General features: G+C 58.0%; 16 protein-coding genes. 7 read left to right on the forward strand and 9 right to left on the reverse strand.

The window, feature by feature from the left end:
* Positions 1 to 21 precede the first annotated feature (21 nt).
* A complete protein-coding gene (locus LCM21_RS12905; RefSeq protein ID WP_224890968.1) occupies positions 22 to 411 on the forward strand; it encodes an SHOCT domain-containing protein in 390 nt (129 codons plus the stop codon).
* 51 nt (positions 412 to 462) lie between these two features.
* Here the strand turns inward: LCM21_RS12905 and LCM21_RS12910 are convergent, their stop codons facing one another.
* Positions 463 to 915: a GAF domain-containing protein gene (locus LCM21_RS12910; protein ID WP_224890969.1), complete on the reverse strand. Its 453-nt coding sequence runs from the start codon at positions 913 to 915 to the stop codon at positions 463 to 465.
* A 53-nt stretch (positions 916 to 968) separates the two neighbouring features.
* Entirely contained in the window at positions 969 to 2141 is a 1173-nt protein-coding gene (locus LCM21_RS12915; protein WP_224890970.1) for a thiolase family protein, read from the reverse strand.
* 99 nt (positions 2142 to 2240) lie between these two features.
* Between LCM21_RS12915 and LCM21_RS12920 the strand changes: the two genes are divergently transcribed.
* From LCM21_RS12920 to LCM21_RS12930, 3 genes are all read left to right on the forward strand, one after another.
* Entirely contained in the window at positions 2241 to 2579 is a 339-nt protein-coding gene (locus tag LCM21_RS12920; RefSeq protein WP_224890971.1) for an STAS domain-containing protein, read from the forward strand.
* A gap of 32 nt (positions 2580 to 2611) precedes the next feature.
* Complete coding sequence (locus LCM21_RS12925; RefSeq protein ID WP_224890972.1) at positions 2612 to 3052, forward strand: ATP-binding protein; 441 nt, start codon at positions 2612 to 2614, stop codon at positions 3050 to 3052.
* Positions 3053 to 3264: 212 nt separating this feature from the next.
* Positions 3265 to 4842 (forward strand): gamma-glutamyltransferase family protein, encoded by a 1578-nt coding sequence (locus LCM21_RS12930; protein WP_224890973.1) that lies wholly within the window; start codon positions 3265 to 3267, stop codon positions 4840 to 4842.
* A 25-nt stretch (positions 4843 to 4867) separates the two neighbouring features.
* Here the strand turns inward: LCM21_RS12930 and hspQ are convergent, their stop codons facing one another.
* Positions 4868 to 5194 (reverse strand): heat shock protein HspQ, encoded by a 327-nt coding sequence (gene hspQ / locus LCM21_RS12935; RefSeq protein WP_068337094.1) that lies wholly within the window; start codon positions 5192 to 5194, stop codon positions 4868 to 4870.
* Positions 5195 to 5274: 80 nt separating this feature from the next.
* Between hspQ and LCM21_RS12940 the strand changes: the two genes are divergently transcribed.
* Both LCM21_RS12940 and LCM21_RS12945 read left to right on the forward strand, forming a co-directional pair.
* Positions 5275 to 6156 (forward strand): AEC family transporter, encoded by an 882-nt coding sequence (locus LCM21_RS12940; RefSeq protein WP_224890974.1) that lies wholly within the window; start codon positions 5275 to 5277, stop codon positions 6154 to 6156.
* A 60-nt stretch (positions 6157 to 6216) separates the two neighbouring features.
* Positions 6217 to 6798: a transglycosylase SLT domain-containing protein gene (locus LCM21_RS12945; protein WP_224890975.1), complete on the forward strand. Its 582-nt coding sequence runs from the start codon at positions 6217 to 6219 to the stop codon at positions 6796 to 6798.
* 12 nt (positions 6799 to 6810) lie between these two features.
* Here LCM21_RS12945 and LCM21_RS12950 read toward each other — a convergent pair whose 3' ends face one another.
* The 4 genes from LCM21_RS12950 to LCM21_RS12965 form a co-directional block, all read right to left on the reverse strand.
* Complete coding sequence (locus LCM21_RS12950) at positions 6811 to 7407, reverse strand: LolA family protein (protein ID WP_224890976.1); 597 nt, start codon at positions 7405 to 7407, stop codon at positions 6811 to 6813.
* 39 nt (positions 7408 to 7446) lie between these two features.
* A complete protein-coding gene (locus LCM21_RS12955; protein WP_224890977.1) occupies positions 7447 to 10341 on the reverse strand; it encodes a DNA translocase FtsK in 2895 nt (964 codons plus the stop codon).
* Positions 10342 to 10355: 14 nt separating this feature from the next.
* Positions 10356 to 11537 (reverse strand): aminotransferase class I/II-fold pyridoxal phosphate-dependent enzyme, encoded by a 1182-nt coding sequence (locus tag LCM21_RS12960; RefSeq protein ID WP_224890978.1) that lies wholly within the window; start codon positions 11535 to 11537, stop codon positions 10356 to 10358.
* Positions 11538 to 11645: 108 nt separating this feature from the next.
* Positions 11646 to 12974: an amidase gene (locus LCM21_RS12965; protein ID WP_224890979.1), complete on the reverse strand. Its 1329-nt coding sequence runs from the start codon at positions 12972 to 12974 to the stop codon at positions 11646 to 11648.
* Positions 12975 to 13030: 56 nt separating this feature from the next.
* Between LCM21_RS12965 and LCM21_RS12970 the strand changes: the two genes are divergently transcribed.
* On the forward strand, positions 13031 to 14293 hold the full coding sequence (locus LCM21_RS12970) for an FAD-dependent monooxygenase (RefSeq protein WP_224890980.1): 1263 nt from the start codon (positions 13031 to 13033) through the stop codon (positions 14291 to 14293).
* Here LCM21_RS12970 and LCM21_RS12975 read toward each other — a convergent pair.
* The gene (locus LCM21_RS12975; RefSeq protein WP_224890981.1) at positions 14290 to 14475 is read right to left on the reverse strand and encodes a Trm112 family protein; all 186 of its coding nucleotides are present in this window, start codon (positions 14473 to 14475) and stop codon (positions 14290 to 14292) included. The two genes, LCM21_RS12970 and LCM21_RS12975, sit on opposite strands and share 4 nt — an antisense overlap.
* Positions 14472 to 15113 (reverse strand): LON peptidase substrate-binding domain-containing protein, encoded by a 642-nt coding sequence (locus LCM21_RS12980; protein ID WP_068337072.1) that lies wholly within the window; start codon positions 15111 to 15113, stop codon positions 14472 to 14474. The genes LCM21_RS12975 and LCM21_RS12980 overlap by 4 nt, the downstream gene beginning before the upstream one ends.
* Between the last annotated feature and the right edge of the window lie 21 nt (positions 15114 to 15134).

Raw genomic sequence — 15134 nt, forward strand, 5'->3', positions numbered from 1 at the left:
TGATTAAAGGATTGGACAAAAATGGAAAACGGGCTTGGTTTCTTTGACGTAGTCTGGTCGATCTTCTTGCTGTTCCTGATGGTCGCCTGGTTCTGGGTGATGATATCGGTTGTTGCCGATGTCTTTCGCTCAAAAGACCTGAGCGGAGGCGGCAAGGCGCTCTGGATTGCTTTCGTGATCCTGATACCGTGGTTGGGTGTCCTGTGCTATCTCGTCGTGCGCGGCGACAAGATGCATCAACACAGCGTTGAGACCATGAACCAGATTGAAGAGGCTCAGAAGGATTATATCCGATCGGTCGCATCCGTATCTGCTGCGGATGAGATTGAGCGGCTTGCGAGCCTCAAGGAAAAAGGCCACCTGACGGATGAAGAATTCGCCGCTCAGAAAGCCAAGGTACTGGGAACCTGATTGAAAACTCCGGCTTGACTGATGTCGAACGGGGCTTGACGCCGGTCGAGCCTATCTTGCGAAAACGTCTGTAAGGATTGAAGACAGGGCAGACGCGTCCGTTTCGGTGAACGCGTCCGGTTGGTCGCTGTCGATGTCGAAGACGGCGATTATCTCCCCTTGCACGTTGCGTACCGGCAAAACAATCTCGGACCGGGTGGACGAGGCGCAGGCAATGTGGCCCGGAAAAGCATCCACGTCCGGAACCAGTTGTACCTCGCCCGTGCGCGCCGCCGCGCCACAGACGCCCCGGTCGAACGGAATGACAAGGCAGCCGTGCCCGCCTTGGTAGGGGCCGATCTTCAACACCCCCGGCTCGGTAACGCGATAGAACCCAGTCCAGTCGAACCGGTCATCTGCATGGTGCACCTCGCAGGCGACGGTTGCCATCAGCGCAACCTGATCCGTTTCACCTTCGGTCAGCGCAGATATGGTTTTCGCCAGGGCGTCGTAGTCAGCGGTCATGGTCATGCTCATTGCAGGAATTTTCCCCGCACTATGCGGAAAAGGACAGGGGGTCAAACCCGTTCAATGGCAATGGCGGTGCCTTCTCCACCACCGATGCAGATAGCGGCCACACCGCGTTTCAGGTTTCGCTTTTCCAACGCATTGAGAAGCGTCACCATTATCCGTGCGCCCGAAGCGCCGATTGGATGGCCCAGCGCGCAGGCACCGCCATTTACGTTCACCTTGTCGCGGGGCAGCCCCATCTCGTGCATGAACGCCATGGGCACGACGGCAAAAGCCTCGTTCACCTCCCACAGATCAACATCCTCTTTGGACCAGCCGACATTCGACAACAGCTTCTGCGCTGCCGGAACCGGAGCGGTCGTGAACAAGCCTGGCGCCTGGGCGTGACTGGCATGGCCAACGATCCGGGCGCGCACGGTCAGGCCTTGCGCCTCTGCCGCCTCGGCCGAGGCAAGGACCAAGGCCGCAGCACCGTCAGAAATTGACGACGAATTGGCCGCCGTCACCGTCCCATCCTTGCGAAACGCTGGCTTCAGCGTCGGAATTTTCTCTGGCCGTGCGGATTTTGGCTGTTCATCTTCCGCGAATGTAACTTCGCCCTTGCGCGTGCGGGTCGTGACCGGAGTTATTTCATCCTCAAAAGCACCGCTTTCCTGTGCCGACAGCGCGTTGGACAGAGATTGCAGCGCGTATTCGTCCTGTGCCTCACGGGTGAACTGATAGGCCTCGGCGCAGTCCTCGGCAAAGGTTCCCATCAGGCGGCCCTTGTCGTAAGCGTCCTCGAGCCCATCCAGGAACATATGATCCACGACCTGACCATGCCCGATCCGCGCACCGCCACGCATTTTGGGCAACAGGTACGGGGCATTGGTCATGCTTTCCATGCCACCTGCCACCATGATGTCCGCATGGCCCAACGCGATCTGATCAAAGGCCATCATCGCGGCCTTCATGCCTGATCCACACATCTTGTTCAGCGTTGTCGCGGGCACCTCTTCCCCCAGACCGGCCGCAAACCCGGCCTGGCGCGCAGGTGCTTGACCCAGCCCCGCAGGCAGGACGCATCCCATCAAAACTTCGTCAACGGTTTCTGCGCCAGCGCCCTTGAGCGCCGCCTTTATCGCGGTACCGCCCAACTCGGATGCGGCAACGCCGTCGAATACTCCTTGAAACCCACCCATGGGCGTCCGTGCTGCGCCGGCAATAACGACCTGTTTCACGATGCTTCTCCTGTTTTGCCAGTCGATGGATACCGAATGGTAAGATTTGTCGTCTAGCGTATTTCTACTAGCAACCTTCAGATTAAAGGACCGTCGCGCATGGCCCTGACCAGCACAACAAACGACGCAACCCAGATCATCAAGGTGCATTGCGACCGCATTGATGCGGCCATGGCAATTCAATTCAAGGAAAACATGCGGGGCGAAGCGGAAAGTGGTGCCCCCAGGGTTGTGCTCGATCTGACGAATGTCGAATTCATCGATTCAAGCGGGCTGGGTGCGATCGTCGCCTCGATGAAGCAGCTTGGCAGCGACCGCAGGCTGGACCTGGCCGGCCTTCAACCCTTTGTCGAAAAGGTTTTTCGACTCACCCGCATGGATACAGTGTTCAAACTGTACCCAACGCTTGATGACGCCCTGTCAGCCGCAACAGACTGACGCCTTTGTTTATCTGAATAGGCGCGATGCCCATGCAAACCGGCAAGTGTTTGGATTTGAGCTTCCTAGCGACCCAGTCGAAGGCCAGCGCCGGGGTCGCTCGAATAAGCCAAGACCTGGAGGCCCAAGGGCTTCCGGCCCCTTGGGCGGGCGACGTCAAGATTGCCCTAGCCGAAGCGATAAACAACGTTGTCGAACATGCCTATGCTGGCCTCGCCCCCGCCAAGGTCGAGATTCGGTGCCGATTACACAAAACTTGGCTGGATGTTCTGATCACGGACACCGGCAACCCGTTGCCTGGGCTATGTATACCGGACGGCATCCTTGCCCCACTTGGATCAACACTGAGTGAACTGCCCGAAGGGGGGTTTGGCTGGTTTCTGATCCACGAACTGACCAGCGAAATCCGCTATGAGCGTAGCAACGGGCGCAACCGACTGTCGTTGCGCTTCGACTTCGTTCAAACCGTGTAATGACCAAAAATCGTCACAATAAGGCCCAGATCGAACCATTGTAACGCCGCAAACGCAGGGCAAAAAGGAACACGTAGCTCAGATAGCTTCCCTCGGCGCCATGTGTCACAGCCCCCACCCAGTGAACGGCGCCGAGGAATTTCCCATTGATTTTACTGGACAACCCCGGGCCGCGCGATAGGTTCGGCGCGTTGAATCGGGGGGACATCACCATGCGGGATTTTCAAACACCGGGCCGGTCCGAAGTTCTGGCCACCGAAGGGATGTGCGCGACGTCGCACCCGTTGGCGGCCAAGGTGGCTTTGGACATTCTTGCCCAAGGTGGCAACGCAATGGATGCGGCCATCGCAGGTGCGGTCTTGCTTGGCATTTGCGAACCTCAGATGACGGGGCTTGGCGGTGACTGTTTCGTTCTTTTCAACCGCGCGGGTGAGGATGAGGTGCGCGCCCTGAACGGCTCGGGCCGTGCACCGGCTGCTGCCGATGCTGAAAAACTTCGGGCACAAGGGCTAAAGGCGGTCCCGCTGAATACGGCGGATTCGGTGACTGTCCCTGGTGCCGTGGATGCCTTCTGCCACTTGGCGCAGGCCGAGGGCAAGCTGGGACTGGATGCCCTGTTACAGCCCGCCATTCACTATGCCGAAAACGGCGTGCCGGTTGCCCCGAGGGTTGCCTTTGACTGGCAGATTGGCGCAGCAACGCTGCAAGGTGCAGCGCGGTCGCATTATCTGGTCAACGACAAGGCGCTTGAGACCGGGCAGGTTTTTCGCTCTCCCGGTCAGGCAGAGGTTTTGCGCCGGATCGCGCGGGATGGGAGGGATGCTTTTTATTCCGGTGAAATCGCCGATGACATGATCGCGACGCTGAACCAACTCGGTGGCGTCCACACGGCCGAGGATTTTCTGGCCACTTCTTGCACAAAAACACAGCCCGTCAGTGGCAACTACAACGGTCTGGAACTAGTTGAGCATCCACCTAACGCTCAAGGGGCCACGGCCATTCTGCTGCTGAACATTCTCAAAAGCTTTGACCTGGCCAGCATGGACCCGTTCGGGGTGGAGCGTCTGCATATCGAGACCGAGGCCTCGAAGCTTGCCTACGATGCGCGCAACCGGTTCATTGCGGACCCTGATCACTCGACGCATGCAGATCGTTTCATGGATCAGGACGTAGCTGACCGCCTTGCCGCGCTGATTGATCCGAAACGGGCCATGGCTGCAGCAACCCCTCTGACCGAATCCGTCCACATGGATACCGTGTATATCACCGTCGTAGACCGGGACCGGATGGCGGTATCGCTGATATATTCCATTTTCCACAGCTTCGGGTCGGGGATCGCGTCCGAAAAATATGGCATTCTGATGCAGAACCGGGGGTCGGGCTTTACCCTGCAAGCTGGTCACCCGAATGAACTGGGCGGTCGCAAACGGCCAATGCACACGATCATTCCGGGATTGCTGAAGCAAGATGGGCGCGTTCTTATGCCGTTTGGTGTAATGGGCGGCGCCTATCAACCCACCGGCCACTCGCGGTTCGTGTCCAACCTGACCGACCACGGCATGGGCCTACAGGCCAGCATCGATGGACCGCGCGCATTTTTCGACAAAGGCTTTTTGAAGCTTGAGCGCGGAATTTCGCCCAAGGTTGCTCAACAATTGAGTGAGATTGGTCACAATATTCAAGTATCGGAAACACCGTTAGGCGGTGCTCAGGCAATTCGAATCTGTGAAAGCGGTGTTTTGCAGGGCGCAAGCGACCCGCGAAAAGACGGATGTGCGCTTGGGTACTAAAGAACAGACGTCTGGTCGAACGACTTCAGTTCAAATGAAAGTGGAGCGGATATGCGCCATTCTCGAACGGGCCGAACATATCGGGAATATCTGGGTGTTCAACCGGTTCACCGGACTGATCCGCAACCAGATTTTGTTCAGAAACATAAGCGACATAGAACGATTGATCGTTTTCTGCCAACAAGTGGTAAAACGGCTGGTCCTTGACGGGTCGGCTATCCTCGGGGATGGCCTGATACCATTCTTCCGTATTCGAAAACTCTGGATCGACGTCAAAAATCACCCCTCGGAAGGGATGTTTCTTATGGCGGACCACCTGTCCCAAACCGTATTTGGCGTTTGTCTTCAGCATTATCTCTGCCCCCACTGGTCTTACTACCTGTTTCCGGGCCGAAATGCCAATGATTGATCTGAAATTTAGGGAAACAGTCTGTGAACCTCTTGCCAACAGTCTTCGAAATCGTGGCACCGGTTTTTCTTTTGGCGGGAATCGGTTTTGCGTGGGTCAAGCTTGGGTTTGAGTACCGACTGCAATTCGTCACGCGCTTTGCCATGACCCTTGCGGTGCCCAGTCTGATCTTTGTAGCGCTGATGAAAACAGATATTCCGGGGGAAGATCTTTCTCGCTTCACCGTTGCAACCGTTGCAGCACATCTGGCGATGACGGGGGTATTCTGGGTGATTGCACGCGGGCTGAGGCTTGAGCAGCGCACCTACCTGTCGCCGCTGATCTTCGGGAATACAGGCAACCTTGGCCTACCTTTGTGCCTGTTTGCGTTTGGTCAGGCCGGACTGGGCTATGCCGTCATCTTCTTGTCGACTACTGCTTTGTTTTCATTCACTTTCGGCATCTATCTGGTGGCTGGCAAAGGCGCGTTCGGAAAAGTCTTGCGTGAACCGATTGTCTGGGCGACCCTGTTTGGTGCCTTGTTTTTGTGGCGCGGCTGGGAAACGCCCGTGTTCCTGACCAACACACTGGACCTGTTGGGGCAGATGGCCGTTCCCCTGATGCTGATCACTCTGGGCGTTGCGGTGGCACGCCTGACAACGCATCGCTTGGGTCAGGCATTTTCGCTTTCATTGCTGAAGCTGGGGGTCTGCTTCGTTTTGGGGTGGGCTGTTGCGCGTGTGTTCAGTCTGGATGCCGTGGCCTTCGGAGTTCTGGTGCTACAGGCCTGCGCGCCGGTGGCCGTGACCTCATACCTGTTGGCCGAACGGTTCGAGGTCGATTCCGATGCCGTCGCCGGGATGGTCATGGTCTCAACCGCCCTTTCAATAGGCGCAATGCCCTTAATTCTAGCTATTATTCTATGACGAATGTGATTTCCTAAAACCGCAATTTACGCTAGAATAAAGAAAAAAGGCACGAGGCACATGAGCAGAATTCTTATCGTACTCTTCGGGGTGCTGCTTTTGGCATCCTGTGGGGGTGGTTCAAAACAGCCGCCCAGCAAGCTGAATGACGCGTGCAGCATTGCGCGTGAAAGGCCTGAATTCATAAAGGCCTTCAAAAACACTGAACGCAAATGGGGCATCCCCGTTCACGTTCAGATGGCGACGATATATCAGGAAAGTCGCTATCGGCATGACGCACGCACGCCGCACCAATACGTTCTGGGCGTAATCCCGATGGGTCGTCAGAGCAGCGCATATGGCTTTAGTCAGGCGTTGGATGGCACATGGGAAGAATACCAGAAAGAAACCGGCAAACGCCGGGCCAAGCGTGACCGTATTCGCGATGCGTCGGACTTTATCGGCTGGTACATGAACAAAAGCTACACGCGGAATGGTATCCACCCCAGTGACACGCGCAACCAGTACCTCGCCTATCACGAGGGTCACACAGGCTATGCCAGGGGCAGCCACTACAGCAAGACCTGGCTGCTGAATGTGGCTAATGACGTAGATGCCCGCGCTAAGCTGTATCAGGCGCAGCTGGCTGGGTGCCGCCACTAAAAACCACGCGGGTCAGCGGTTGTTTGACCCGCTTCGTTTTGAAGAAGAGAACAGATCCCGGCTCAGGTTCGGGCCTGTGTTCAACTGTCCCAACAGAACGGTTGTCTGGCTGCCTGCATTGTCATGGATGACCCACTTGCGCAGCTCAATCGGGTTATCGGTGAACATCAGCTCAATCCGTCCAGTTTCAGGGTTCTTCGGGTCCTGAGCGGTGACAACCGTAGCAGTGCCATCGAAATCATGACCCACCACCATGTTCGCCTGCCCCAGATTCACATTGCGCGCCAACACCAGTGACAGGGGCGTTCGTTTCAACGGGTATTGCTCGGGTGGTTGATTTGACTTCGGGTCAAAGATTTTCACGGTTCCAGTATTTGCCAAAACAACAGCGCTGTTTGGCGGGTCATACTCGAACCGCATCTTGCCGGGCCGTTGAAGCCACAACTTTCCAGTACTCAATGAGCCATCATCGTTGACCTGCGTAAACGTAGTCTCAACGGCTTTCAGGCCGTTCAGATAGTCGGAGATTTGTGACAAGGGCAACTTGTCGGCAGCCCAGGCGGCTGGCGCGGCAAGGCAAAAGGCAAGGGCAAGGGCAATCTGTTTCATGCCCCACAGATATGCGCTCTGCCCTTGTTATTAAATATCCTATTGCTCGGGGACGAGGATTTCTCGTTTACCGACGTGATTTGCTGACGAAACAACGCCTTCGTCTTCCATCTGCTCAACAAGCCGCGCAGCTTTGTTATAGCCAATGGCAAGTTTCCGCTGGATGTAAGAGGTTGAGCATTTGCGATCCTTGATCACAATCGCCACCGCCTGGTCATAGAGCGCGTCCTCACCATTGGTGTTGCCACCGGTGTTCAGCCCCAGAACGGCGTCGATATTATCAGCCTTGTCCTCTGCTGGTCCATCAAGAACGCTGCCGACGTAATCCGGTGGGCCGAACTGTTTCAGGTGGTTGACGATTTCCTCAACCTCTTCATCCGAAACAAAAGGTCCATGGCAGCGTGTGATCTTGGCGCCACCCGCCATGTACAGCATGTCACCCTGCCCCAAAAGCTGCTCGGCGCCCATTTCGCCCAGAATAGTGCGGCTGTCGACTTTGGACGTCACCTGGAACGAAATCCGGGTCGGGAAGTTCGCCTTGATCGTGCCGGTGATCACGTCGACCGAGGGGCGCTGCGTCGCCATGATCAGGTGAATGCCCGAAGCTCGCGCCATTTGTGCCAGACGCTGAATGCAGGCTTCGATCTCTTTGCCGGCAACCATCATGAGGTCGGCCATCTCATCGACGATCACGACGATGTAGGGCATCGCCTCGGGCGCGAATTCCTCGGTCTCGAACATCGGCTCGCCGGTTTCTTCGTCAAACCCAGTCTGGACCGTGCGGCTGAACATCTCACCCTTGGCCAACGCATCCTTCACGCGACCGTTGTAGCCCGCGATATTGCGCACGCCCATCTTGGACATTTTGCGATAGCGGTCTTCCATCTCGCCCACGACCCATTTCAGGGCCACCACCGCCTTTTTCGGGTCGGTCACAACGGGCGACAACAGATGTGGGATACCGTCATAAACCGACAGTTCCAGCATCTTGGGGTCGATCATGATCAGGCGGCATTCATCCGGTGTCAGCTTGTAGAGCAGCGACAGGATCATCGTGTTGATCGCAACCGACTTACCCGATCCAGTTGTCCCGGCGATCAACAGGTGAGGCATCTTGGCCAAGTTGGCTACGACAGATTCGCCACCGATATCTTTTCCCAGTGCCAGCGGCAGTGCTTGGTTGCCATCACCGAAATCACGGCTGGCCAAAATCTCGCGCAGCACAACCATTTCGCGGTTTTCGTTGGGCAGTTCGATCCCGATCACCGAACGCCCTGGCAGGGTCGAAACCCGCGCCGAAAGGGCTGACATCGAACGCGCAATATCATCGGCCAAGCCGATCACGCGGCTGGCTTTCAACCCCGGGGCTGGCTCCAATTCGTACATCGTGACAACCGGGCCGGGACGGACGCTGACGATCTCACCCTTTACGCCGTAATCATCCAGAACGTTTTCCAGCATTCGCGCGTTTTCCTCCAGTGCCTCATCGCTGAGGTGATGCCGCTGAATGCTGGCCGGATTGGACAAAAGACCAAGCGGCGGCAATTCGAAGTCAGAGTGCCGTTCCTCAAAGGACAATGCTGGCTGCGCCTCGGCCTGGGCCCGGCGCGAGGGTGGCGGGGTGCGGCGCACAGGCTGCGCAACGACCGGTTTGCGCGGCTCGGCCACCGGAATTTTCATCGCTGGGCGCGGCTGAGGTTCCGGTTCTGGTGCGTCTTCGAACACGTCATCGTCTTGGTCATACGGCTCGGGCGCAAAGTCATCATGCAAGGTGTCCTGCCATTCAGGGTCAGGAGTCGCAGTCAGCATGGGTTCGGGCGGCAAGCCCGCTGCAGTCACAGGCGGTTCGGGCGGCAGTTCACCCGTGCCTCTTGGGTTCAGGATCAATGGGTCCGGTCCCCGACCCCGCCCCTTGGTCAGCGGCAGGTTCGGATCGGGCTCGGGCGTCATCTCTCCGGTAGCCACTTTGCGATTGCGAACGGCGGCAGAGATTTTGGACCTAATGCGATCCTCACCCGGCATTTCATCGAAACCGGCAACCGGGTCTTGATCAATCAGTTCAGGTTCGGGCATCGGATCGGGACGACGGATCAGGCTGGGCATCCGTGCCAGAAGCCCCGGCTTTGCAGGCTCGGGCTCGGCATATTCAAGGTCTTCAAATACCGGATCGGCATAGGCCATGTCATCGTCAAACACGGCTTCGGCAGCTTCGGCCCGCGCTGCCTTGCGTTCATCCCACTGTGCACGGCGATCTCGGGCGGCCTGTGCAGTCGCAGCCGCCCCTCGACCCAGCACGTTCATCAGCATGTCGTAGGACATCACCAAGCCCAACAGGAAGGCGCGGAACCCCTTACGCACGTCGGATTTGGTGAAACCCAGCACAAAAACACCAAGCGCCAGCATCCCGACCGCCATGGCCAGCGACATCAGCTTGACCATGAAATGCGAAGAAAGCGGCAGCAGGGTCAGCAATGCACCCATCACAGTGTCGCCGAACAGCCCACCCAGGCCATAGCTGTGGGTGGCGCGCCACGCCTCACCCGGCACCAGCGTCGCCGCGTAAACGGACACAACGGCAATCCAGATCGGCGCGAAGATCAGACAGTTGACCGCGCGATCCTCACCAAAATGGCCGGCAAATCGCGCGCCCCAACCGATCAGCACCAGCGCGATGCCCCAACTGCCCCAACCTACGATCATAAACAGGGGCGCTGCGATCGATGCGCCGATCCGACCCATCCAGTTCTGCACCGGCGCATCGGTCGAAACCATCCAGTTCGGATCATCGGGCGTGTAGGACCATATCATCGCGGCCGAGGCCAACCCCAGCAGGATCAGCGCGATCCCGATCAGCTCTTTGCTGCGTCGTTCAATTGCCGCCTGGGTCGTGCTGTCCAGCAATGGATCGCGTTTGCGCGCGTTATATGATGCCATTTTGCCCTCGTACCTCACGAATAGATGCAGTCGCGGAGCTTGATCAGCCCTTGCTGCAACTCTGTTTTTGGGGCCACCAGGGCGGCCCGTATAAAATGTTCGCCCGGGTTCTGCCCGGAATCACCTTGGGAAAGGTAAGCGCCCGGCAGGACCCGAACGCCGGATTGCTGCCACAGCTTCAATGCGGTTTCTTCGCCGTTATCGACCGGCAACCAAAGGAAGAACCCGGCCTCTGGCGGCATATAGCCTTGAACATTCGCAAACACCTCATCGGCAATCGCGTATTTCTCCTGATACAGCGCGCGGTTCTCCGCGACATGCTCTTCGTCAGCCCAGACACGTGCCGCCGCCGCCTGCAACGGCGCGGGCAAGGGTGCGCCAGCATAGTTGCGCAGCTGCTTGACCCGTTTGATCGTCTCAGGGCCACCCGCAATCAGCCCCGAGCGCAAGCCGGCTAGGTTCGATCTTTTCGACAGCGAATTGAAAAGCGTGATCCGTTCGGGATCTGCCCCCAGTTCCTGCGCCACGGTCAGCGCACCTGTGGGTGCTTTGTCGCGATAGATTTCAGAATAGCATTCGTCGGCAAAAATCCGGAAATCGAACTTCTCGGCCAAACTGATCAATTCGGCCCAATAGTCACGCGACGCAACAGCGCCCTGCGGGTTGGCCGGTGAACAGATGTAAGCCGCAACGGTGCGGTTCAGAACGTCATCGGGAAGGCTTGCATAGTCCGGCAAATGGCCTGTTGCGGCCGTGGCAGGCACAAATACCGGCTCGGCCCCGACCGAAATCGAGGCAACCATGTACACCTGATAAAACGGGTTCGGGCATAGGATAACCGGTTTTTGCCCATTCTTCTGTTCGGGGCACAGCGCCATGGCGGCATTGTACAGCCCCTCGCGCGTGCCGTTCAAAGCCATCACATTGGTCTCAGGGTCCATGGTTACGCCATAGCGACGGCCAATCCAGTCGGTGATCGCGCGGCGCAACTCAGCCGTCCCTTCATTCGGCGGATAGCCCTGAAATCCCGCTGCGTTTTCCATGATCACGTCCGTTACCCAGGACGGGAAATCATGCATCGGCGCGCCGATGGTCATGTGAATCACGTCTCCGCCCGGTTGGTGGTGGTCCAACAGGGTGCGCAGACGTGGGAATGCATATTCCGGTAGGTTCGAAAACCGCTCGGGAAAATTCATAACTACTGCCTCAATATCGGGATCATTTCGCCCCGTTTTTTCAGAAGATTACAGACCGCATCCTGCTTCGTCCAGACAAAGAGGTGCCGAATCAGGGGATTGTGGCATTCAGGCCAATGCTGTCTCGGCTGCAGAACCAAGACGCAAAAGCGCCTCTTCCGAACCTGGATAGCCCAACATCATAAGCCCACATCCGGGGGTGCCTGTCGGCAGGCTTAGCGCGGCCAGACCCATGAGATTCCCGATCCGCGTATTGCGCAGCGCCAACAGGTTTTCGGTGACGTAATAGTCGTGATCACTCATTAGCCTTTCAAGATTCGGCGGCAGGATGGGCGCGGTGGGGGCCAGAACGGCATCAAAGCCGGACGTGGCCGCATCCCAAGCGGCACGGCACGCCTTGAGCGTGGACCAAGCGGCAACATAATCGGGACCCGCGGCGTTTTTTCCAGCACGAAAACGCTCTAATATCTCGGGATACATCGCGTCAGGGTTGGCCTCGATCACATCGCGCCACAGTCCGTAGGCTTCGGTCGTATAAAGAACGCCGGAAAGACCCATCGCTTCGTTCAGCTCAGGGACTTCGATGGGTACGATCTCGGCTCCGGCATCGCGCAGACGATCCAGCGACGCGTCATAGGCTGCGCGCGGTGCATCGCGCAGATCATCTTTTGCGACATTCTGCAAATCGGCGAAACGGCGGCCTTTCAGGCTGGCGCCTCGCAGGTCTGCGGGGCTGTTTCCTTCAAGCAGCGCCAGCATATGCGCCGCGTCCTCCACCGACCGGGCTAGCGGGCCAACGGTGTCGAAGCGCAGGCACAAAGGGACAACCCCTTCCAGACTGATCCGCCCCGAGGTGGTCTTTAGCCCGACCAGATTGTTCCAAGCCGCCGGAATGCGCACCGAACCCCCAGTGTCCGAGCCAATACCGCCCGCAGCCAGCCCCCATGCGACCGATGCCGCCGCGCCCGAGGATGATCCGCCGGGAACGGCCTTTTCATCGTCAATACAAGGCGGTGTTTCGGTAATCGGGTTCAGGCCCAAACCGGAAAAGGCCAACTCGCTCATATGCGTTTTGCCAAGACATACCGCGCCCATGGCAGTGGCGTTGCGCAACACGACCGCGTCAGCCTGCGGTACGCGGCCTTTTAACAGGGCAGAACCCGCCTCGGTCGCTATGCCAGCGGTATCGAACAAATCTTTCCAACTGATTGGCACGCCATCCAGCAGTGAAAGGCGCAGACCGTGCTTGACGCGCTCTTGCGCGGCTGCAGCCTCGGCGCGCGCACGGTTATGGGTGACGCGCGCGTAAATCCGGTCACGGTGGGGATGGGCGTCGATTGCGGACAGAAACGTCTCGGTCAATTCCACAGGGTCGATTCGACCCATGCCTATACCCCGACCCAGATCGCATGCTGTCATGGTCAGCCAGTCCTGCATCCCTGCCCCCTTTTTCTCAATTCTTGGTTTTGGCGACGGTAGCGACAGGACCACACATGGACAATCCCGAATGGTCGCGCATATTGCACCGCATGGAAAAGAAACCCGACATCCTGATCGTAGGCGGAGGCCTGAATGGCCCGGCCTTGGCGTTATCCCTGGCGCAGACGGGGCATTCCGTCACCGTGATTGACGCACTGGCCGAGAAGGTGCGCAAGAATGCGGCCTTTGACGGGCGCTCTTACGCGCTGGCGCTTGCATCACAACGCCTTTTGGATGCGATCGGGATCTGGGACCGCGTGGCCGAACACGCCCAGCCGATGTTGGAGATCAAGGTCACCGACGGGCACGCCGGGGCAGGTCCATCGCCTTTTTTCATGCATTTCGACCATGCCGAGATCGAAGAAGGCCCGATGGGGTACATGGTAGAAGACCGTCACCTGCGGCGCGCATTTCTGGACGCAATGGCCGAGGAAAAGGCCATCACGGAACTCAGCGGCAAGAAGGTTGTCGCACAAGAGAGCAACGCAAACGGCGTTACGCTGACATTGGATGATGGAAGCACCTTGGCTGGCGATCTGCTGGTCGGCTGCGACGGACGCCGCAGCGGTACGGCCGCGCGGGCGGGGATCAAGCGCACCGGCTGGGATTACGGTCAGACGGCGCTGGTCTGCGCCATCGAGCACGAGCTGCCCCATCACGGCATCGCACATCAGTTCTTTATGCCACCCGGCCCCTTGGCCATCCTGCCCCTGACTGGCAATCGCAGTTCCATCGTATGGAGCGAGCGGACCGAAATGGCTGAGCGGATCAACGCCATGTCCGAAGCCGACTATCTACAAGTCCTGCGGCCCCGGTTCGGTGATTTCCTGGGCGAGATCATGCTGGCCGGAGACCGGTTCGCCTATCCGCTGAACCTGACCATCGCCAATTCCTTCATCGCGGATCATCTGGCCTTGGTCGGAGATGCCGCACACGGCATGCACCCCATTGCCGGGCAAGGTCTGAATGCGGGCCTGCGCGATGTCGGCGCACTGGCCGAGGTGCTGACCCTTGCAGGCCGACGGGGCGAGGATATCGGTTCAATCACGGTGCTGGAGCGTTATCAGGCGTGGCGCCGCTTTGACACCGCCTCACTGGCGATGGCGACGGATATGTTCAACAAGCTGTTTTCCAACGACAATCCCATACTCCGGATGGGTCGGGATATCGGGATGGGGATCGTAGGCTCTTTACCCGGCCTACGGCGCGGTTTCGTGCGGGAAGCCGCCGGATTGACCGGGGATTTGCCCAAGCTTTTACAAGGCCGGTCGATCTAGTCCAGCGTGCGAGCCTCATCCACCAACATCACAGGGATGCCGTTGCGAATGGGAAAAGCAAGACCCGCCGCCTTGGACACCAGCTCTTGCTTTTCTGCGTCATAGTGCAGCGTGGTATGGGTCTGTGGACAGATCAGAGCCTCAAGCATATGTCGATCAAACGCGTGTTCAGGCTCGGTCATTGAAGCTTTTCCTCATTCGTTCCGCCGCGCATGGCAATTTCGATCAGGGTCACCAGTGTCTCACGCCGCGTACGAAGGCAAGGCGCCTCAAGAAGCGCCTGTTTTTCTTCGGGGTCGAAATCCAGCAGCATGGAGAGCGAGTTCACCAATAGCTCATCCTCGGCGTCTTTCAGTGTGTCCCAGTCGGTTGAAAGGTGGCGTGACGCAAAGAACCGTTCAAGAAGGTTCATGAACTGCTTACGATCAAAGCCTTTGTCCGTTTCCACCTTGCCGAGGTCACGGTCAAACCCTTCCCACGACACCACACAACGCCTGTAAGGCGTAAATGCGTCCAGTTCGGACCGGATGCGGAACCGCGATATTCCCGTAAGCGTAATGAGATAACGGCCATCTTCGGTTTCCGAGAACTGCGTCACGCGACCGGCGCAGCCGATCTGGTGCAGCTTGCCTTCATTACTCTTGCACGGGTTTGGTTGCACCATGCCAATCAATCGCTCCTGCGTTTTCAGGGCGTCATCCAACATTTGCAGATAGCGCGGCTCAAAAATGTGCAGAGGCAGGCGGGACCGGGGCAGCAAAAGCGCCCCCGGCAATGGAAAAACGGACACCGTTTCAGGCAGGTCAGCGGGATGCATCATGTACCCGATTCTAGCTCTGAT

It is taken from the genome of Ruegeria profundi (assembly GCF_020171505.1).
Taxonomy (GTDB): Bacteria; Pseudomonadota; Alphaproteobacteria; order Rhodobacterales; family Rhodobacteraceae; genus Ruegeria; species Ruegeria profundi.